The sequence below is a fragment of the Candidatus Methanomethylophilaceae archaeon genome (assembly GCA_017524805.1).
Lineage (GTDB): Archaea > Thermoplasmatota > Thermoplasmata > Methanomassiliicoccales > Methanomethylophilaceae > Methanoprimaticola.
The window spans coordinates 13,186-31,467 of sequence record JAFXUX010000030.1 but is presented as its reverse complement, the minus strand read 5'-3'; the positions used below and the strand labels follow the sequence as shown (position 1 = coordinate 31,467).

The window sequence follows — 18,282 nt, the reverse complement described above, 5'->3', positions numbered from 1 at the left end:
TCTCGTATGCGAACGGGGCCTTAGTAGCGAACCATTGAAACCGGGCTTCGGCCCTGCTTTCCGTTCTGGGGCGAAATGCCTCGGAGCGTCTCATCTACACCTACGCAAGAAAATGAAATAATCTACCGCGGATATCTCCCAGCGATGCTCCTAGAATTCTCCGTACGCAATTTCGGGCCTTTCAAAGACGTCGCTACGATGTCTTTGGTTCCTAGCACGTCAGATGAGCATCCGGAGAATGCGCTGGATTCGGAGGCATCTGAGCAAGGGGTTTTGGGCTCAGCCTTTGTATATGGGCCCAACGGGTCCGGAAGAGCCACGCTGTTGGACGGGCTCCGCGCTATAAAAATGATTTTGGGCGGGAACGTTTCGCCCGCATCCTTTGCAAACCCTTGTGTTCTGGGCTCAGGCGGACCCTCGGAATTCAGCGTCATGGTAGCGGGCCGCTATTTCCCGTACTACTATTCAGTGGAGGTTTCCGACCGCGGTATAGAATCGGAATCTCTTTACCAGTTTGCGACCGGCCGCCGTTCCATGGTGTTCGTGCGCTCGGGGAACGAATTCAGATTCGGGAAGGGAGCGGTAAAGGGCCACGGCACCCCATCGGTAGAAAGTTCCTTTGCCTATCTGCCAGTGGCCGCTGAATTGGGGGATCCAGCTTGCTCCGAGACAATGGCGGAGATTGCCAAGATAAGTTTTTGCGATGATAGTTCTCCGTGCGATTTGGTTTCTGACTCAGAATTATATACTATAGTCTTACGTGCTCTTCGCATCTGTGACACTGGTATCGTAGGTTTTTCTGACGGTGTTGTCACTCACGAATGCGGGGGAAAGACATTTTCCATCCCTTGGGAAATCGAGTCGGATAGCGCAAAGGCCATTCTCGGCATCATTCCGGCAGTCTGCGAAGCTCTGCAACTTGGAAAGACTGTAGTGATAAAAAATATGTGGGGCCTTCATCCGAGAGTGATCCGCTGGATAGTCGAGCAATTCTCTTCCGAACGCAATCCCAATTCGGCTCAGCTTATCGTTTCTATGTATGATACCTCCGCGATGGATCTGAAGAATCTGCTCAGACGCGATCAGATCTACGTTTTGGACCGTGGTTCCGGCGGATCCTCACGCTTGACGAGAGTAACCGATATCGGAGGAATCCGCAAAGATGCCGATTTACAGAAAGCGTACTTCGGCTGGAAATTGGGCGGGCTTCCAAGGATCAGCTCTTCGGAGCAGCTTCTGAGAAGATGATGAATTTGCTCTTGATACCCGTGTTCGATTAACAGACTATAGTACTACTATCAGCAGCTCTGAGGCTATCATCCAATCATCATGCAATGCGGATAACGCGAAGCCCTCTAGACGAGCATTCATCCGCGATTTTCTCGAGCGTCTGCGGGGAATCGATCGCGCCCCTCTTTCCGAACGGCTCCACATCGATTTGGCGCGCCTGCAGACCGCCCAGGTAAACCTTCTCCGTTTCTGAGGATGACAGTTCCTCCGCAAGCTCTTTTTCCTTGCCTGACAGCATCGCCGTCGCTGGCATCACCATCGCCGATGTTCTCACACCATCCCTTGCGAGTTCGCGCATCGCTTTCAGCCTGGCATCCGGAAGCGGGGCTCCGGGTTCCGCCATCAGCGATTCCTTTCTGCCAAGGGATGTTATCGTCATGATCACTTCGGTATCGGTCTCCCTCAGGATATCCGAATCTCTGGCGACCAGATCGGATTTGGTCATCACGCATACGGGGTTGCTGCTGGTCCGGAGCACCTCCAGACATCTGCGGGTCATCAGGAATCTGCGCTCAGCATATTGGTATCCGTCTGACGACTGGCCTATGCAGATTCTGGCGCCGCGGACGGCCGGGAGCTCTTTAGACAGTCTCTCAGGGATGTTGGGGCGCACCCTTACGACCCTCCGCTGCGATTGATCCGAGTTTCTGTAGCTGCGGCAATAGACGCATCCGTGTTCGCATCCGCCGTATGGGTCCAGGCCGTAATCGTAAATCATCGGCATATCAGTAGGGTGGAGCGCCCTTTTGCATTCGGAAATCCTGTATTCGCCCTCCCATTCGCCTTTGCTGGGGTCGAAATCCAAGAGGGTGGCATCGATAGAACTCATCCAATCTCCTCTGGACCTTCCATTCCCTGAGCATGTCCGAGCGCTTCTTCCATTCGTCGCGCTTCAGTCCCATATAGCCGTCGATATGAGGCCAGAGCCCCTCCAGAGTATCAGATTCTACGGGGTCGTACAGCAACGCCGCCCTGCAATTCTCCCTGATATTCCACACGCCCAGCGGGATGTTGTACCCCGGGTGGATCTCCCTCATGACAATCACCCCTGCGCTGCGCCTCTCCTTCTCCAGCGCCTCGGCGACCGCCAATCTGGCCGCGTAATAGCTGCCGCCCATGAGGGCATATTTTTTCTTGCCGTCGAAATGCTCCCCGTCGACCTCGAAATTGATCTTGGAGCTGACCTGGTTCCAACTGGACTGGGGGTACCACGCCTCGATCATCTCGAAGCGCCATGAGCTCGGGATCATTATGATCGCCCACCTGTTGTCCAGCTGGTCCCAGAAATAGACCCTGTACTTGTCGATCGTCTCGTTGTATTTTATGCGGTTAACGATGTCTTTGGAGATCATGTCGTCCACTGCGGTTATGCTCCATCTCGTGGGGACGAAGCGCCGGTTTTTGCCGACTCCCATGGTTCCGACCGAGAATGCCTTCTCTATCTCTGTGACGCGGGTCCCGGCGCGGTATGAAGCCACCACGGCATCGGAAGCTTTCAGATCCGTGTCGTAGAAGCTGCGCTCCAGGCTCCTTTCGAACCTCCCATTCCCTACGCTAAGGGTTTCCATGCGGGCGGAAGGTCCGAAAGGCTGAACCGCGTCGTCCAGCGCGGCCGCTCCCTTGGGTTTGGAGGCGAAGCTCGTCTCGACGTCTACCGGTCTTTCCATCATGGCCAGCTCTTGGACGTCGTCGACGATCCTTCCGGCCTTGGCAAAATCTCTGGCGTCTATCCTGTGCTTACCGCGGACCAATCTCAGTCTCATGTCGACTATCGCGCCTTGGGTTCTTCCTACCCATCTTTCAGGGAGGTCCAGCAGCGATGTGTCGCCGAACTCCTGCGGGAGCAGCGGGCCTATGTCAACTTTTGGATATCCGAATCTGCCTACGAACACCGACGGCGGGCTGCATCCGGCTATGTCCTTGGAATTCACCACAGGGAAACTCTTCTGGCCTGCGTAGAACTTCGCCATCAATGGGCATTGAGATTTTCCGCATAGGTTGCGCGAACCCTTGCAAATCACGCACAAACCGCTTTTGACAGTGGATTCGTCCGCATCGAATGCAGCTTGGAAAAGCCCATCGGAGGCCATCAGGCCACTGATATCCTTTCCATTATGTAAACATGCTAGGGCATTCCGATAGAACCGAGATTCCGGACGATTCGCAATATCGGCTCTGCGACATGTAATTATTTTGTTATAATATCATAAAAAAGAATAATTTTAATCCTAATATATTGGTTTTTCAGTAAACTTTATACATATATTGAAAAACTATGGAACCCATTTTGGGATGCCCGTTGGGCGGTCGTGAAGTTATGTTACTCGACTCCTTAAAGAATCTGTTAGGCGGCAAAAAAGATGAAGAGGAAGAGGAAGAAGAATCCACTTCCGAGACAGATGAAGAGCTTCAGAAAAAACACAGGAGAGGTCATGGTCCAGGCGGACCCCACGGCGACAGGCCCAGGCCCCCGGAGTGGAACGGAAAGGAAAGTTCCGGCACTGAAGATTTCAAGGGAAGCGACAGGCCGAAGCCCCCGGAATGGGGAATAGAAGGCGAAGATGGGTCTGAGGGCGGAATCGGCCGCAGGCACAGCAGATTCGACGACGTCGCGGGCGATCGTGACCCCAGGCGCAGGCCCAAGAAGAATAAGTTCGAAGATGTCGGGTCCGACGAACACACCGATTGATATCGTTGCGTGGGATAGAATCCCATATCAATGACTAAAATGAGAATGAAGCAGGCGACATTTGGGCAAAAGCCCTGCAAGGGGATGTCTCCTGCTTTACTTCTCTAAGAATTTGCGGATTATATAATTTGGGATGATTTCTTCGGTTTTGAAGGCTTTCATCTCGATGATGGCGCCGTTAATCGTCGTTTAGGGATCATAATCCGGCACCAAGACCAGTTCCAAACCGAAAAGCCTCTCGAAATCTCCTTTTATTTTCTCCATGCGCCAAATCTCCATGGAAGGGTCTTCTGAGCATGTGAATCTCAGCATCGCCGTCCCTCCCGCGTTCTCCAGGGTTATCCCTTCGATGGACGATGTCCGGTGACGGTCCAAAATGTCGCCCATACGCAGGAACAGGGAGCACTGCCGGATCTCCAAGGATTCCTTTGGCGACAGTCCTCTGAGATTCCTGTCTTTCGGGCCGGGGAATTTTTTGTGGTGGAATCTGGCCATCAGGCCCATGTCCCTGAGTTCGGCGGTGTCGAACCCCACCATATCAGAATTCTCGATCATCATCTGGGAGAGGATGTGGTGGTCGTTGTAGTTCACTATCTCCCCAATATCGTGCAGGAACGCGGCGCAGGACAGCATATCCCTCATGTCGCGCTGCATCGCGTGCAGACCTATGGCAGCAGCGCCGTCGAAGATCTGGACGGAATAGTTCTGGACGGCCGACGCATGCTTGAGATCGCATCCGCATCTGCGGGCCAGTGTGGATACGGAAGCTTTGCGCACGTCCGACAGCATACCGCCTCTGGACAGGTGGTAGTCGGCCTGCAATCCCTCCCTCAGCCCCATGGGGGTGATCTCTATCCTTTCGATCCCGAAAAGGAACATGAGCTCCTCGGCGATGGCTCCGCCGCCGATTATTATGTCCGCCCTGGCTTTGGCCAGTCCGCGAACGTTCTCCCTTCTTGCGGCGTCCATCTTGCAGAGATATCTCATCAGGTCGCGGAGTTCTTCGTAGGTCATGTATGAGGCGTCGCCGTCGCCCCTTCTCGCGGCGCACATGGCCGCCAGAGCGATCATCGTGCCGGATGACCCGTAAGCTTTGGAATAGCCTGTCTCCCTCACCATGCCCAAAGCGTGGTAGGATCTGACGTCGACCTCCCTGAGAAGCTGGTCGTAATCCTCGGCCTGGACCGTGCCGGAAACGTCTATGCCCAGCCCGTAAGCGAAGCGGACCGCCCCGACGCTCAGGCTGTCGATGAAGAGGTTCCTGCCCTTCTCGGCTATGATGACCTCGGTGCTTCCGCCGCCTATGTCGATGGCCAGAGACCTTTCTTCGGGGCCGTCCGAGCCGAATATCCCAAGGGAAATAAGCCTGGCCTCCTCGGCGCCGGGGATGATCCTGACGTCCGCGTAAGGGGATATCGCCTTGGCCAGTTCCCCTCCGTCCGGGGCTTCGCGGGCGGCGCAGGTGGCGACGGCAATGACCTCGTCAGCGCCCATCCCTTTAGAGACTCTTGAGAACCTGGACGCTATCAGGGCCGCCCTACGGATGGTGTCCCTTCCGATGAGGCCATCCGAGTACAGCCCTTTCCCCAGGCGGATCATCTCCTTGTCCTGGAACACCGCTTTCCCAGAGGTCCCGCCGAAGTACCTGACCACCGAGAGGTGGATGGAATTCGTGCCTATGTCTATGAACCCGACCGTCTCATCGCTCTGCGGATCCATGCCACGATCCTCTGTGTTTGATGAACCATTCCTGGGATCTCAACTTCTTCTCGCCCTCTTCGCGTCCCACGGGGACGTAGCTCCCATCAGACAGCAGCTTCTTTGCTTTCACGTTGTCGGCGAGATGGACCTTCAGTATGCAGTCCCTTATCATGGCCAGCATATCCTTGTCGAGCACGGGGAACAGCACTTCCACTCTGGCCAGAAGGTTGCGGGGCATCATGTCGGAGGATCCCATGTACATCTCCGGGTCCCCGCCGTTCTCGAAGTAATAGATCCTGGAATGTTCGAGGAATCTGTCGACTATGCTCGTCACGCGGATGTTCTCGGATATCCCCGGGATCCCCGGTCTCAGGCAGCATAGGCCTCTGATGTTCAGGTCGATCTTTACCCCGGCTATGGATGCCTTGTACAGCGAAGCTATGATGTCAGAGTCTATCAGCCCGTTCGCCTTCATCGCGATGTATCCGTTCCCCTTCTCCTTGTGGACGGATATCTCCCTGTCGATCTTGGCGATGAGGGAATCCTTCAGCGTCAGAGGGGCGACCAGAAGATGCTTGTACATCCTCGGCCCGAAAAACCCGGTGAGAGCGTTGAACAGCTCGCCCACGTCCTCTCCGATCTCCTGGTTGGCCGTCAGGAACGATATGTCGCCGTATTGCTTGGCCGTGGAGGTGTTGTAATTCCCGGAGCTCATGTGCGTGTATCTGACCAGCCTGCTGCCTTCCAGGCGGACCACCTGCAGCAGCTTGGAATGTACTTTCAGGTCCAGCGGCCCGAATACCACGTGGACTCCGATCTTCTCCAGCTCCTTGGCCCAGCGGATGTTGTTGGTCTCGTCGAATTTCGCGCGGAGCTCCATCAGAACGGATACGGTCTTCCCGTTCTCTCTCGCTCTTATAAGAGCACGCACGAGGGACGGATCCTTCCCTATCCTGTAAAGGCAAATTTTGATGCTCTGGACGGTGGGATCCTCGGCGGCCTGCGCCACGAAGCGCACGATGGTCCCGAAGGATTCGTACGGATGGAAGAGTATCCAATCCTTCTGCCTGATGGCGGCGAAGATGTCGGTTCCTTCAGCCAGCTCGGGCGGGACGTAGGGCTCGAAGGTCTTGTCTTTGAGCTTCGGGTAGTTCATCCCGGCAATCTCCCAGAGGTCGACCAGCATCACGAACTCCGATTTGTGCACTTGCACCTCGGAGAGCTTGAGATTCTTCGCAAAAAGGCGGGCCATGTCGTCCGGCATCGTCTTCTCGGCGACCATCCTGACCGGGAAACCAACTCCCCTGTCTTCGATGGCGTCTTCGACCGAGGTCATGAAATCGCAGGCCTCGTCGATGGTCACTTTCACATCGGCGTTGCGGGTGACCCTGAAGGTGTAGGCCCCTTCGATCTCCCTGTCCGGGAACAGAGAAGAGATGTGGCTCTCGATTATGTCCTCCAGCATCACAAGAGTGGTGCCTTTGGAGGACGGGACCTCTATGAATCTGGGCAGGACGCCTACGGGAACTTTCACTCTCGCATAGTGCTGGCCTTTGGGGTCGGACAGCTTCACGGCTATGTTCAGCGAGTTGTTTGATATGAAAGGGAACGGATGGGACACGTCAAGGGCCAGCGGGGTGAGCAGAGGGTGTATTCTCTCCCTATAGAACCAGGAGACCCAGGCCATCTGATCGGTGACAAGATCATCCACCTTGGCTATCCTAATGCCGGCGTCGGCCAGCGCCTGCCTGATGTCGTCCCAGCATTTGGCATATCTGTTCACCAGCTCCTGCACAGTCTTGGAGATGGATTCCAGAAGGAGATTCCTGTTGATGCCCAAGTAGTCCGGGCCGGGTATGGGGGTCTTGGATATGATGCCGGGGACGCGGATCATGAAGAACTCGTCCATGTTCCCGCAGCATATCGCTATGAATTTCACCCTCTCAAGAACCGGATTCGATGCGTCCTCAGCCTGCTCGAGGCATCTCCTGTTGAATTCCAGCCAGGAAAGCTCCCTGTTGATGTAGTATTTCTCATCGTACAGGTCCGGCCCAGGCTCATCCAGGTTCCGGGACATCTCAATCTTCCTCTCTGTTCCTTATCCTGACGGATTCGCAGTGGGCGTGGAGGCCTTCGGCGGTAGATATCGCCTCTATGGTCTGGGCGATCGCGGCCAGGCCTTCCTTGGAGAGGTACTGGACGGTGGAAGTCTTCATGAAATGCGCCACGTTGAGCCCGGAGGACACTGCGGCGTGGCCGGCGGTAGGCAGGACGTGGTTGGTTCCGGACGCGTAATCCCCGGCCGCGACGGGGGTGTACGGACCGACGAATATCGATCCGGCGTTCCTCACTTTGCTCAGGGCGTCCAAGGGGTCGCGGACCTGTATGGAAAGGTGCTCGGGGGCGATCCCGTTCATGACCTCTATCGCCAGGTCCAGCTCGTCGCACACGATGTATCCGGAGTTGCCCATGGCTTTGGTGATGATCTCCCTTCTGGGGGTCTCCATGATCATCTTCTCCATGTATTTCCAGGCCTTATCCGGAAGCGATCTGTCTGTGGTGACCAGGAGGCAGGCGGAAGAAGGGTCGTGCTCAGCCTGAGCGACCAGCTCGGATGCAACCAGTTCAGGGTCGGCGGAGGAATCGGCCAGCACGGCGACTTCGCTCGGCCCGGCGGGGAAGTCGATCTCGACTTTGTCCCTGAGCATCATTTTGGCGCTGGTCACGAACACGTTTCCCGGCCCTACGATCTTCTGGACAGGCTCTATGCTCTCGGTCCCGAGGGCCATGGCTGCGATTGCCTGGGCCCCGCCGCAGAAATAGATCTCGTCGGCGCCTGCGATGTCGGCTGCCACCAGAGTTATCGGGTTGGGATTGGGTGGGGTGCAGAAGATGACCTCGTCGACTCCGGCCACTTTCGCCGGGATCACGGTCATCAGAACCGTGCTCGGATAGGATGCGCGCCCACCGGGGACATAGCATCCGACCCTCTCCAAGGGCGTGGTCTTGACTCCGAGCGTTATCCCCGGCTCAACCTCTCTCAGCCACATGTCTGCCGGCTTCTGCATCTCGTGGAAGCGCTGGATGTTGTAGGCCGCGTTCTCGAGCTCATCGACGATGTCCTGGGGGACCTTGTCGTATGCGGCTTCGATGTCTTCGCGGGTGGCTTCCACGGATTCCAGCCTGACTTTGTCGAATTTCTCGGCCAGTTCGATGAGGGCCTCGTCCCCCTTCTCGCGGACCATCTCTATGATTCCGCGGACGGTATCGGCAACCTGATCCACTTTGGATTCGCGGTTCGTCTTCCAGAAATCCTCGTCGACTTCCTTCCATTTAGCCGGTTTATCTGCGGGATTCGCTTTCTCGTTGCTCATGCCGTCTTAATGGATGGGAAGGACTTAATCCTTAGGTACAAAGTGCTATTGAGAACGTCTCATCCATGAACAACGTTATAACGAATATCGCTATAATCGAGGCGCATGAGGGTCATCATCGTCGGCGCAGGGGATGTGGGGTATGTTTCAGCGGAAACTATAGCGAGCACCCATGACGTTCTTGTGATCGACAACGATGCGTCCAAAGTCCAGGCTGTGACTAACAATCTCAACGTTTCTGTCCTCCACGAGGATGGCTCCAACCCTCGCAAACTCAAGGAAGCCATAGAGAAGCACAGGGCCGAGGCGATCGTATCCACCCTCAAGGATGATGCCGTGAATCTTTTCATATGCACGGCCGCCAAAAGGTTCGACAAGGATATACTTACGATAGCTTCCATCAACAATCCTGATTATATTCTGGATATGGAGGGGGGCAGGTCCATCGATGCCGACAGGATAATGTCGCCGGAGATGAGGACAGCCGAGAAGATGTACAAGATGGCCGTCCTGGAGAATGCCACCGATTATGATTTCGTGGACCATCTCGGCATCGGAGCCGCCATTTTTTCGGTGAAATTGGGCAGCAACGTCGTCGGGAAAGTGGTTCTCGAATTGGCTCTCCCGCCGGAATGCGTGATTTTCGGCATCTATCGCGGCGGGGACCTGGAATTGGACGTGGATATGATGGAGATCCGCGTCGGAGACAGCATCTGCGTGGCCGGGAGCGAGAAAGGATTGGAGAAATTCAACACGTTCCTCGGCGTGAAGCATAAGGCGGTTGAATTCGCCATCTTAGGGGGGTCAATAGTCGGTGTAAACGTGGCCAAAATGCTGATCCATAGGTCCGACATCAAAAGGCTGGTCACCATCGTCGAACACGATCCTGACAGGTGCAGGGAGCTGACCAAGCTGATTCCGGAGGCTTTGGTTCTGAAGGAGGACTTCAAAGACCCCAGGGTCCAGAGGAACGAGGACCTGTTCAGGGCGGATTGCCTCATAGTGACGTCCGGATCCGACGATACCAACCTCCTGATGAGCATGTCGGCATCCAAGTACAATTCAGAGAAAGTGATCACAAGATACTTCAAACCCGAATACAAGGACATATTTGCCTATACAAACCTCGATACCATCGCCGGATTCTACAGGATAATCTCCAACGAGATAACCAAATGCATCCTGCCGGACGAGGTCGCTCTCATGAGGATGAGGAACTACAGCGAGCTGTTCTTCACCGTCGACGTCATGAAAGCACCCAATTTCCGCAACAAGTTCTTCGGGGACATCCAGATAGTCAGGAACGCCAAAGTCGTGGCGATCTATCGCAACGGCGGGATAATCTTTCCGGAATTGGACACGATGCTGCTGGATGATGACAAGATGGTGGTTTTCACCACCGCGACCAACGAAGCCGAGCTTAAGAACACATTCGGGAAAATATCCCTGCCTGAGTTGTGAAACCGTGCGGAGAATCGATTTCAGGGACTTTGCGGTATGGTCCAGCACCACTGTCAAATATCTCGGTTCGATAGAGCTCCTGCTTGGCATATGCCTGTTGCTGCCGACAGGCATGGCCGCTATTCTGGGCGAGGATTACGCCCCATTCCTGACTCCGGTTCCCATCCTCATTACGATGGGGGGTCTGCAGTTCGTCCTTTTCAGGGATTCGGAGAGCTTCAAGCCGGTAAACGGTCTTTTGCTGATAGCTCTGGCTTGGCTGACGCTTTTCGTTATCGGGACGATCCCGTATGCTCTGTACGGTCTTCCTCTTCTCGATTCCATGTTCGAATCGGTAAGCGGTTTCACGACCACCGGCGCATCCATAATACCCGATCCGACCGCTATGCCGGTGTCGCTGATGGTTTGGAGGTCCTTTACCCAGTGGGTCGGAGGTATAACCGTCATCCTGGTGTTCATGTACATGATGCCCATGGTCGGCATCGGTCGCGCGGTGCTTATCAACGAGCTCGCCGGCTCCGGCTCCACCGACTATACGCTGAAGCTCCAGAAAGCCGCGGTATCCTTCATTCTGGTCTATTCTATTTTTACGATAGCCAATTATCTGATCATAATCGCGCTCGGGGTTAATCCGGTCGATTCCTTGTGCCTCACATTCGCGACCATCTCAACGGGCGGATTCCTCAACACCGTCGACAGCCTCGCCAGCTATTCGCCGCCAGTCAAGATGGTCACCGCCCTGTTCATGTTCCTGGGAGGCGTGAATTTCTACCTCCACTACAACGCCATAGTCCGCAGGCAGAGGGGCGTCTACAGAAAGAACTCCGAATTCAAGTTCAACGTCGTCTGGTTCCTGCTGGCTGCGGGCGTATTCTTCGCCATGATGCTGATGAACACCGACGTGTCCAAATGGGGAGACAGGGAATTCATCGATCTGATCGAGACCTCCCTGTTCTCGGTGGTGTCCATGGGAACCAGCACGGGAGTCACGATCGGCGACGCATCCCAGTTCCCGGCGCAGTGCGTGACCATATTGCTGGTGGTCGGATTCATAGGCGCATCATCGGGTTCCACCAGCGGAGGGATAAAAATCGGAAGGCTGAACGTGATCTATCAGTTCATGAAGGTCACCATCAGCAGGACGCTGCATCCCAACGCCATCAGGGATGTGAGGGTGGACGATCAGATCATCGACCATGCGGCGGTTCTGTCCGCTTTTTCGATAATGACGCTGTTCATGGTCACCATGCTATCCGGTTCTGTTATCATCATGATGGCCGGATACAATATTCTGGATTCCATAAACATCTCCATCGCCATGGTCGGGAATCTGGGGACAGGTTTCGGCTATTTCGGCCCCAACGGAAGCTTCTGCGATCTCGGCGGGATCACCAAGGTCATCATGATGCTCCTGATGTGGGTAGGACGTCTCGAAATCCTGACCGCTCTGGTGTTCTTCGCGCCATCGTTCTGGAAGGAGCTTTGGACCCATCATGCCAGGAAAACCAGATGGAAGAAGAACGCCAAGAATTCCAGCTGACGGTCAGCTTCTGAGGTCGCAATAGGAGATGATGTTCAGCGCGGCCTTGTCTCCGGGCCTGACTTCGTTTATCGCCCCGGCGACGATGCGGGCTTTGTCGATTTCGCCCTTCTCGGCCAGGCTGAGACCCAGTATCTCCATCGCGCCGACATGGGCGTGGTCTATCTGGACCGCCCTTGATGCATATGCTCCGGCCGATTTGGCGTTGCCGACAATCCACATCGCATAAGCCGCGAGGGCGTAGGAGTCGGCGGTCTTCTCTTTGAGGTTGGCGCGGACGTATTTGACCGCTTCCTTCTGCTTCCCGGCGGAGATCAGGGACGATACATACGCCACCCCGGCCTCGTAATTGGCAGGGTTTTCCGCGATCAGCTCCGAGGACACGGAAATGGCATCGGAATGCTCTCCAAGCGAGCTGTACGTCCCTGCAAGAAGGCACCTGTCAGACAGCGACGGAGAGGATATGGACTGAAGGCAGGCCAAAGCGGATTCGTACTCTTCCATGTCGGAGAGGCATTCCGCAGATGCTCTAAGCGTCTCGTCGGTCTTCGGTATCCCTTTGAGCATCCCATAAGCGTTCGAAGGGAATCCGAGGCTTCTCAGGGTCAGCGCTATCTGGAGCTTGGTTTCGTCGTCGGATGCGGTCTTCTCAGCTATAGCGATGAGATCCGGCATTATGGACCGGTCTCCGACCGCCGACATCAGGGAGATGCATTTGACGGCGGTGAAAGGGTCGCTGCCATTCTCGGCGATAGCTTTGATCTTCGCTGGGACCTCCGACAGCCGTCCTTCTGCTATGTCTTTGCGGACGGCCGCGAATTCGGCTTCCATATCCATGGCACGGCATCGGCGAGCTGAAAATAACTTTATCGCCAGAATGCCGGGAGCATCCAATAAATAACTGCAAATCGATTGCGGAGCGTTCATATGATCATCAAATCGCTCTACATCAGCGGACTGTTCAACCAGTTCGATTATACGCTGAATCTGTGCGACGGGCTCACTTTCATCCATGCCCAGAACGGGTTCGGAAAAAGCACGGTCATGCGCATGGTATATGCCGCTATGAAGGGCGACGTGAGATATCTATCGGAAACGCCCTTTACAAGGCTGGACATAGGCTTCTTCGACGGGACGAATCTGATAATCGAGAATAATTCCGGCGAATTGCTCATCCAGATGCAGAAGAATGAGCTGGAGACGGAGATAACCCCGGAAGAGATGGCCGACATATGCGATGTCACATACATCTCCCCCGAGAGGCTCGTCATCAAGAAGAAAGACGGCCATCTGGCTCCCGCCCTCGAGACCTACGCCCAAGAGCTCTATGAGCGCATCAGATACTCTCGCGAGCATTCCGAGCTGGTTCCATACGAGGGCAAGCGCAAAGAGATGACCGACGGCGAGCTGGAATTCTGGTGCAAGGACCTCAAGGCCAAATTGGATTTCATCAGCGATGCGGGGTTCGAGCCCGATATCCCTGCTGGGTACAGGTTCCCGCCGTCCAGATACGAGCTCATGAATTACAGGAAGGATTACGAGGATCTCGCTTATTCCATCTCCGAATACGTCGAAAAGAATTACATCCTGGCCGAATCCATAGTGATTTATAAGGATCTGATCAACGAATTGTTCATCAACAAGACCGTCGACATCCTCGACAACGGGAAGATCTCGGTGACATTGGATTGCGGGGGCGCCCTCCAGCTTTCCAGGCTCTCATCCGGCGAGAAGCAGATCATGATCATGCTCTACATCATCCTCTTCCACGCCGAACCCGGGACCGCGGTCATAATCGATGAGCCGGAGATCTCGCTGCACATAGTGTGGCAGCAGAAGCTCGGAGCCATATTCTCGGACATCTGCAGGGTGAGGGGCATCCAGATAATAGCCGCCACGCACTCTCCCCAGGTCATCCACGACCTTTGGGACAATGCCAGGGAGATGAAGCCTGAAAATGCGCAGTAATCTGGGGAGCAGCGACGTCTGCAACGAAGTCATGATGATGCGCTCCGCTGTGGGCGGCGCATTCGTTCTGGTAGAAGGCGTCACAGACGACCGCGTCTACGGAAAATTCATCGCCGAGGGCGTCAGGATAGTTCAGTGCCATTCCAAGGACAACGTCCGCAGGGCCGTCAAGGAGCTTACCGGGCACAGAGGGCTCAAGGAGGTCATCGGGATAGTGGACGCGGATCTGGATCTTCTGGACCACAAATGCGAGACGCCTCCGCTTTTCCGCACGGATTGCAGGGACATGGAGATGCTCTGCATCAGGAGCAACGCTTTGGACGACGTGCTAGACGAATACGCTGACCGCGACAAATTGAAGGCGTTCACATCCAAATACGGTCCAGTCAGAGATGTTCTGGTCAATTCCAGCAGCCCGATCGGGCTTCTCATGCACATCTCCATGCGCCAGAGCCTGGACCTCAATTTCGGCGATCTGGATGCGGGGAAATTCATCGACCGCAAGTCCCTGCGCCTCGACAAGAAGGACCTCATCAAGGAGGTTCTATCCAATTCCGGCTCTGCGAAGGCATCAAGCGGCCTGCTGATGGAACTTCTGCAGAAAGAGGAGGCGGAGCTCGAGGATCCTTGGCATGCCGCCAGAGGCCATGACACCGTTTCCATATTGCTTTTGGCGCTCACCACCAATTTCGGCTCTTTCAACGCCAGGAATCTCAACGAAGGGGCTTTGGGAGGCGCGCTTCGGCTGGCTTTCTCGGATTCGGATTTCTTCGACACGAGGCTGTACCGCGATACGGTCAGATGGGCGGAGAAGAATGGTCTCAAGCTCTGGGACATAAAACCCCTCTGAGAACCGGCGGATTCTCGGTATCAAAATGATATAAATGTTTATATCTATGAACAAATTAAAATCTGAGATATCAAAATGGTATCAATACCCGAGAACGTCAAAGCCCTTTTCAACGACAAAGACGCATGCAAAATCATCGCGACAGCCTGCAAGGACGGGAAACCCCATGCGATCCCTGCGGGAACCATCGGCGTTTTCGACGACAGCACCATGGTTGCCGTCCAGATTTTCATGGACGTTTTCGTCAAGAACATCGAAAGCAATCCCAAAGCGGCCTTTACCGTCGCAAAAAGGATGGAAGCTTACATCGTCAACACCGAGCTCAAAGCCAAGCTTTTCAACGGCCCGATCTACGATATGATGTCAAACAAGATCCAGGAGATGCTTCACCTTCCCATCAAATCCGTCCTTCTCTTCGACATCAAATCCGTGTACGACCAGAGCGCAAGCCCCAATGCCGGAAAGAAACTCGCTTGAAAGCGCGGCATCCAGGGCGGTTCATCTTCGGGCCGCCCTTCAAACCCCTCCACAGTCTGCAAGTCTCAGTGGCGTGGCGTTTTTCACTCTATATTCAGCAACCCCGAGAAGTTGGTCATGTCCAGGACCGCTTTCACTTCCTTGTTCACGTTGATCAGCTTGATGCCGTTCTTATCTTCCATGAGCTCGTCCGCGTTCAGAAGGGATCTGAGTCCCGCTGACGATATGTAAGATACGCCGGACATGTCGAAAACCAGCGATGCGGCCGTTGCGGCTTCCCTCTCCACGACCTCATCCAGTTCCGGGGCCGTCACGTAGTCGACGTTGCCTTTGGGGGCTATCGTGGTCACGCCGTCTTTCTTCTCTATTCCGAATTCCATGGTATCACATCTCTTTTTCCAGCTTCAAAATGTTGCAGTTGCCTTCGCGGACGTACGATACGTCATCGCATATCTTTTTTACCAGCATTATGCCGAGCCCTCCGCGCTTGCGCTCTTTGAAGCTGGCTATGGGGTCTGGGGTTTCGTGTTCGATAGGATTGAACGGGATCCCCCAATCTTTGAACGTTATGCGTACCGCTCCGTTGACGATGTCGGTTGTGACGAGGACGTCTCCTTTCTCTTCCTTGTCCGCGTATGCGTACATGTCTATGTTGGCGTAGATCTCGGAGCAGGCCGTCTCCATTTCCGTGATGGTCCTGGGCGGGCAGCCTCCTTCTGTCATCCTCTGCTTGATGCGTTCCATCACCAGAGCGTATCCTTCCCTGTCCGCGCGGACCTTTATGCCGTCATCGGGCTTGAGATCGTATGCGTGGGTGTAATCCACCTGCATCATAGTCATATCGTCGCTTTGGTCGGCGTCTCTGACGAAGTTGTCCACATCCGATTTTATTTTGGACAGGACGTAATCCGGGGACAGGTTTCCCACCGAGGAAAGGGATTCCTTCAGGCGGTCGACACCGAACATGCTTCCGTCCGGCCCTGCGGCCTCGGTCACTCCGTCGGTATAAAGGAAAATGCCGTCGCCCACGTCAAAATTTATGTGGTGCCTGTTGTACGTCATCCTTTTCTTTCTGCCGAACACGAAGTCCGGCTTCGAAATCAGCATCTCATATTTCCCGTCCTTGCGGATGAATGGGGGGTTGTGCCCGGCGTTCACGAAAGAAAGGCCCCCATGCCTGAGGTCAATGATGCCGATCCAGACCGTGACGAAATATTTCATGGGATTGGACGCGGCCAATTCTCTGTTAGCTTTCTCCATTGCCTTTTCCAGATCCCCTCCCGCCTGCACGTTGGACCTTATGAGGGTCATGGATGTGGCCATGAACAGGGCGGCTGACAGGCCTTTCCCGGATACGTCGGCCATGACGATGGCGAGGCGGTCGTCCCCGATCCTGAAGCAGTCGTAGAAGTCGCCGCCGACCTCTTTGGAGGCGGACATGAACGAGGAGATGTCGCAGTATTGCTTGCAGGGGAAGTCCTTAATGAGAAGCCCCTGCTGGATGCCTCTGGCGTTGGACATCTCTTTTTCCATCCCTATCTGCTCCCTTCTGAGATCGTATTCCTTTCTGATATCGTCAATCCCGTTCTTAGTCGCGTAATAGCATGGGATGCAGATGAGCAGATAGATGAGCAGATCTACGATGTAAAATGTGGTGATCATGGACACCATTCTGTCGAGCTCTGTCATGCCATAGTATAACCCGAACGCTATGGGCGATGAGCTGCCGTATAGGAAGAGTCCGATGAGCATCAACAACGCGCATAAGACGATCATTGCCTTGGTCAGATTGTTGCGATAGTAGATGCAGCTGGATACCACCGGCAGGATCATCATGATCATCATGGTATGGTCTATTACGCCAACGATGATGAACGAATTGAGGGCGATCGAGCCTATCAGAAGGTATTTCGTCCACCAGCGGCTTCCGATTAGGATGCACGCCACCGCGCATATGAACATAATGGCTATGGAAGCGTACAGAATATCCATTTTAATCGGATACATGTGCGGCATTTCATCTTCCAGGTTGATCCATACTATGTTCATGAGGATAACCGCGGCAATCATTATTTCCAGAATCCTGTCTCCGCGGCTGTCTCTCTGAGCTAAGATCTCATCTAAGACATCATTGGACGGGGGTTTTTTGAATAGACAGCCAAGGAATCCAGCTATGCCTTTCTTTTCGGCGGTCTCGGTCATCGTCTCATCCTTCAGGTTTTGATCTGTTTGTCGTTCGTCCGTTAAAACAAGTCCGTATCACGTCAGTTCGGTCAGTTCTATGCGTCTCATCGAAGGCTCGAAGCCCCCGCCGAAGGAGCACGCGGCGCAGCGGTATCCGTCATGCGGATCGTATTCTTTGAATAGCCACTCTCTATCGTCAACGCTCTGCTCTGCGCGTATGTCATCGCCTAGGATCACGCGGAACGAGTCGAGGGGGAGCGACATGCCCAGCCCCGTGGCTTTCATGAAGCTTTCTTTGAGCGTCCAGAAGCGGCAGAACAGCATCGGCATCTCCTCCGTACCTTCCGCTGCGGCGATGGAATCGTATTCCGAGCCGTGGAAGAATCTGCGGGCCATGTCCAGGCCGGCATATCTTACCGTCTCAACGTCGCAGCCGACGTCCGTGTCGGAGACGGAGCACATCACCCTTTCCTCCGAGTGGGAAAGGTTGAACTTCACCCACGATCCCTCCAGGAATGGTTTGCCGTTGGCTCCATATTCTAAAGCGACGGCATCAGGGTTTTCCCCGAGATCCTCCAGGGCCTTGCGCAGAAGCGCCCAGGTCCCCACGCAGAGGCTTCTGTCCTTATGGAACAGGAATCTGTCCGCTTTCCTTTTGCGCTCATCAGGCATCCTGCCATAAAGGACGGAGTAAAGCCGCGGGTCATCCAAGGGGCCTGTTTCCGAGTAGTATGTCCTTGTCTTCATG

16 protein-coding genes are annotated in these 18,282 nt (G+C 54.7%); 7 read left to right on the top strand and 9 right to left on the bottom strand.

The features are described 5' to 3' along the window. The first annotated feature begins 144 nt into the window (after positions 1 to 144). Entirely contained in the window at positions 145 to 1,248 is a 1,104-nt protein-coding gene (locus tag IKP20_05995) for an ATP-binding protein (protein ID MBR4504505.1), read from the top strand. A gap of 79 nt (positions 1,249 to 1,327) precedes the next feature. On the opposite strand, the gene IKP20_05990 is transcribed toward IKP20_05995, so the two are convergent. Both IKP20_05990 and IKP20_05985 read right to left on the bottom strand, forming a co-directional pair. Further along, positions 1,328 to 2,119 carry a radical SAM protein gene (locus IKP20_05990; GenBank protein MBR4504504.1) on the bottom strand — a complete coding sequence of 264 codons (792 nt, stop codon included), beginning with the start codon at positions 2,117 to 2,119 and terminating at the stop codon, positions 1,328 to 1,330. After that, positions 2,016 to 3,380: a hypothetical protein gene (locus tag IKP20_05985; GenBank protein MBR4504503.1), complete on the bottom strand. Its 1,365-nt coding sequence runs from the start codon at positions 3,378 to 3,380 to the stop codon at positions 2,016 to 2,018. The genes IKP20_05990 and IKP20_05985 overlap by 104 nt, the downstream gene beginning before the upstream one ends. Before the next feature lie 227 nt (positions 3,381 to 3,607). Between IKP20_05985 and IKP20_05980 the strand changes: the two genes are divergently transcribed. After that, positions 3,608 to 3,979 carry a hypothetical protein gene (locus tag IKP20_05980; protein ID MBR4504502.1) on the top strand — a complete coding sequence of 124 codons (372 nt, stop codon included), beginning with the start codon at positions 3,608 to 3,610 and terminating at the stop codon, positions 3,977 to 3,979. 189 nt (positions 3,980 to 4,168) lie between these two features. Here the strand turns inward: IKP20_05980 and IKP20_05975 are convergent, their stop codons facing one another. Genes IKP20_05975 through hisD form a run of 3 tightly spaced genes read right to left on the bottom strand, consistent with a single transcriptional unit; the run spans position 4,169 to position 9,054 of the window. Beyond that, entirely contained in the window at positions 4,169 to 5,698 is a 1,530-nt protein-coding gene (locus IKP20_05975) for a Ppx/GppA family phosphatase (protein ID MBR4504501.1), read from the bottom strand. After that, entirely contained in the window at positions 5,679 to 7,757 is a 2,079-nt protein-coding gene (ppk1, locus tag IKP20_05970; protein ID MBR4504500.1) for a polyphosphate kinase 1, read from the bottom strand. Before ppk1 ends, IKP20_05975 begins: the two co-directional genes overlap by 20 nt. 1 nt (position 7,758) lies before the next feature. Next, on the bottom strand, positions 7,759 to 9,054 hold the full coding sequence (gene hisD / locus IKP20_05965; GenBank protein ID MBR4504499.1) for a histidinol dehydrogenase: 1,296 nt from the start codon (positions 9,052 to 9,054) through the stop codon (positions 7,759 to 7,761). 105 nt (positions 9,055 to 9,159) lie between these two features. Here hisD and IKP20_05960 point away from each other — a divergent pair, with 105 nt between their 5' ends. Beyond that, positions 9,160 to 10,515 (top strand): NAD-binding protein, encoded by a 1,356-nt coding sequence (locus IKP20_05960; protein MBR4504498.1) that lies wholly within the window; start codon positions 9,160 to 9,162, stop codon positions 10,513 to 10,515. A gap of 4 nt (positions 10,516 to 10,519) precedes the next feature. Then, positions 10,520 to 12,055 (top strand): TrkH family potassium uptake protein, encoded by a 1,536-nt coding sequence (locus IKP20_05955; GenBank protein ID MBR4504497.1) that lies wholly within the window; start codon positions 10,520 to 10,522, stop codon positions 12,053 to 12,055. A 3-nt stretch (positions 12,056 to 12,058) separates the two neighbouring features. On the opposite strand, the gene IKP20_05950 is transcribed toward IKP20_05955, so the two are convergent. After that, complete coding sequence (locus IKP20_05950; GenBank protein ID MBR4504496.1) at positions 12,059 to 12,886, bottom strand: hypothetical protein; 828 nt, start codon at positions 12,884 to 12,886, stop codon at positions 12,059 to 12,061. Between the two features lie 96 nt (positions 12,887 to 12,982). Between IKP20_05950 and IKP20_05945 the strand changes: the two genes are divergently transcribed. The 3 genes from IKP20_05945 to IKP20_05935 all read left to right on the top strand — a co-directional run bounded on the left by IKP20_05945 (position 12,983) and on the right by IKP20_05935 (position 15,350). Next, entirely contained in the window at positions 12,983 to 14,023 is a 1,041-nt protein-coding gene (locus tag IKP20_05945) for an ATP-binding protein (GenBank protein MBR4504495.1), read from the top strand. Next, on the top strand, positions 14,013 to 14,873 hold the full coding sequence (locus IKP20_05940) for a DUF4435 domain-containing protein (GenBank protein MBR4504494.1): 861 nt from the start codon (positions 14,013 to 14,015) through the stop codon (positions 14,871 to 14,873). Before IKP20_05945 ends, IKP20_05940 begins: the two co-directional genes overlap by 11 nt. A gap of 75 nt (positions 14,874 to 14,948) precedes the next feature. Then, on the top strand, positions 14,949 to 15,350 hold the full coding sequence (locus IKP20_05935; protein MBR4504493.1) for a pyridoxamine 5'-phosphate oxidase family protein: 402 nt from the start codon (positions 14,949 to 14,951) through the stop codon (positions 15,348 to 15,350). 83 nt (positions 15,351 to 15,433) lie between these two features. Here IKP20_05935 and IKP20_05930 read toward each other — a convergent pair whose 3' ends face one another. From IKP20_05930 to IKP20_05920, 3 genes are read right to left on the bottom strand one after another with little or no spacing between them, the layout of a single operon-like run. Next, on the bottom strand, positions 15,434 to 15,730 hold the full coding sequence (locus IKP20_05930) for an STAS domain-containing protein (GenBank protein ID MBR4504492.1): 297 nt from the start codon (positions 15,728 to 15,730) through the stop codon (positions 15,434 to 15,436). A 4-nt stretch (positions 15,731 to 15,734) separates the two neighbouring features. Next, a complete protein-coding gene (locus IKP20_05925) occupies positions 15,735 to 17,552 on the bottom strand; it encodes a SpoIIE family protein phosphatase (protein ID MBR4504491.1) in 1,818 nt (605 codons plus the stop codon). A gap of 57 nt (positions 17,553 to 17,609) precedes the next feature. After that, positions 17,610 to 18,281 (bottom strand): 4'-phosphopantetheinyl transferase superfamily protein, encoded by a 672-nt coding sequence (locus IKP20_05920; protein MBR4504490.1) that lies wholly within the window; start codon positions 18,279 to 18,281, stop codon positions 17,610 to 17,612. Position 18,282 lies beyond the last annotated feature (1 nt).

Coding starts and splice junctions, on each gene's coding strand:
- IKP20_05920 (MBR4504490.1), bottom strand. CDS start 18,281: ATGAAGACAAGGACATACTACTCGGAAACAGGCCCCTTGGATGACCCG.
- IKP20_05995 (MBR4504505.1), top strand. CDS start 145: ATGCTCCTAGAATTCTCCGTACGCAATTTCGGGCCTTTCAAAGACGTC.
- IKP20_05990 (MBR4504504.1), bottom strand. CDS start 2,119: ATGAGTTCTATCGATGCCACCCTCTTGGATTTCGACCCCAGCAAAGGC.
- IKP20_05935 (MBR4504493.1), top strand. CDS start 14,949: ATGGTATCAATACCCGAGAACGTCAAAGCCCTTTTCAACGACAAAGAC.
- ppk1 (MBR4504500.1), bottom strand. CDS start 7,757: ATGTCCCGGAACCTGGATGAGCCTGGGCCGGACCTGTACGATGAGAAA.
- hisD (MBR4504499.1), bottom strand. CDS start 9,054: ATGAGCAACGAGAAAGCGAATCCCGCAGATAAACCGGCTAAATGGAAG.
- IKP20_05985 (MBR4504503.1), bottom strand. CDS start 3,380: ATGGCCTCCGATGGGCTTTTCCAAGCTGCATTCGATGCGGACGAATCC.
- IKP20_05980 (MBR4504502.1), top strand. CDS start 3,608: ATGTTACTCGACTCCTTAAAGAATCTGTTAGGCGGCAAAAAAGATGAA.
- IKP20_05940 (MBR4504494.1), top strand. CDS start 14,013: ATGCGCAGTAATCTGGGGAGCAGCGACGTCTGCAACGAAGTCATGATG.
- IKP20_05925 (MBR4504491.1), bottom strand. CDS start 17,552: ATGACCGAGACCGCCGAAAAGAAAGGCATAGCTGGATTCCTTGGCTGT.
- IKP20_05960 (MBR4504498.1), top strand. CDS start 9,160: ATGAGGGTCATCATCGTCGGCGCAGGGGATGTGGGGTATGTTTCAGCG.
- IKP20_05950 (MBR4504496.1), bottom strand. CDS start 12,886: ATGGAAGCCGAATTCGCGGCCGTCCGCAAAGACATAGCAGAAGGACGG.
- IKP20_05975 (MBR4504501.1), bottom strand. CDS start 5,698: ATGGATCCGCAGAGCGATGAGACGGTCGGGTTCATAGACATAGGCACG.
- IKP20_05930 (MBR4504492.1), bottom strand. CDS start 15,730: ATGGAATTCGGAATAGAGAAGAAAGACGGCGTGACCACGATAGCCCCC.
- IKP20_05945 (MBR4504495.1), top strand. CDS start 12,983: ATGATCATCAAATCGCTCTACATCAGCGGACTGTTCAACCAGTTCGAT.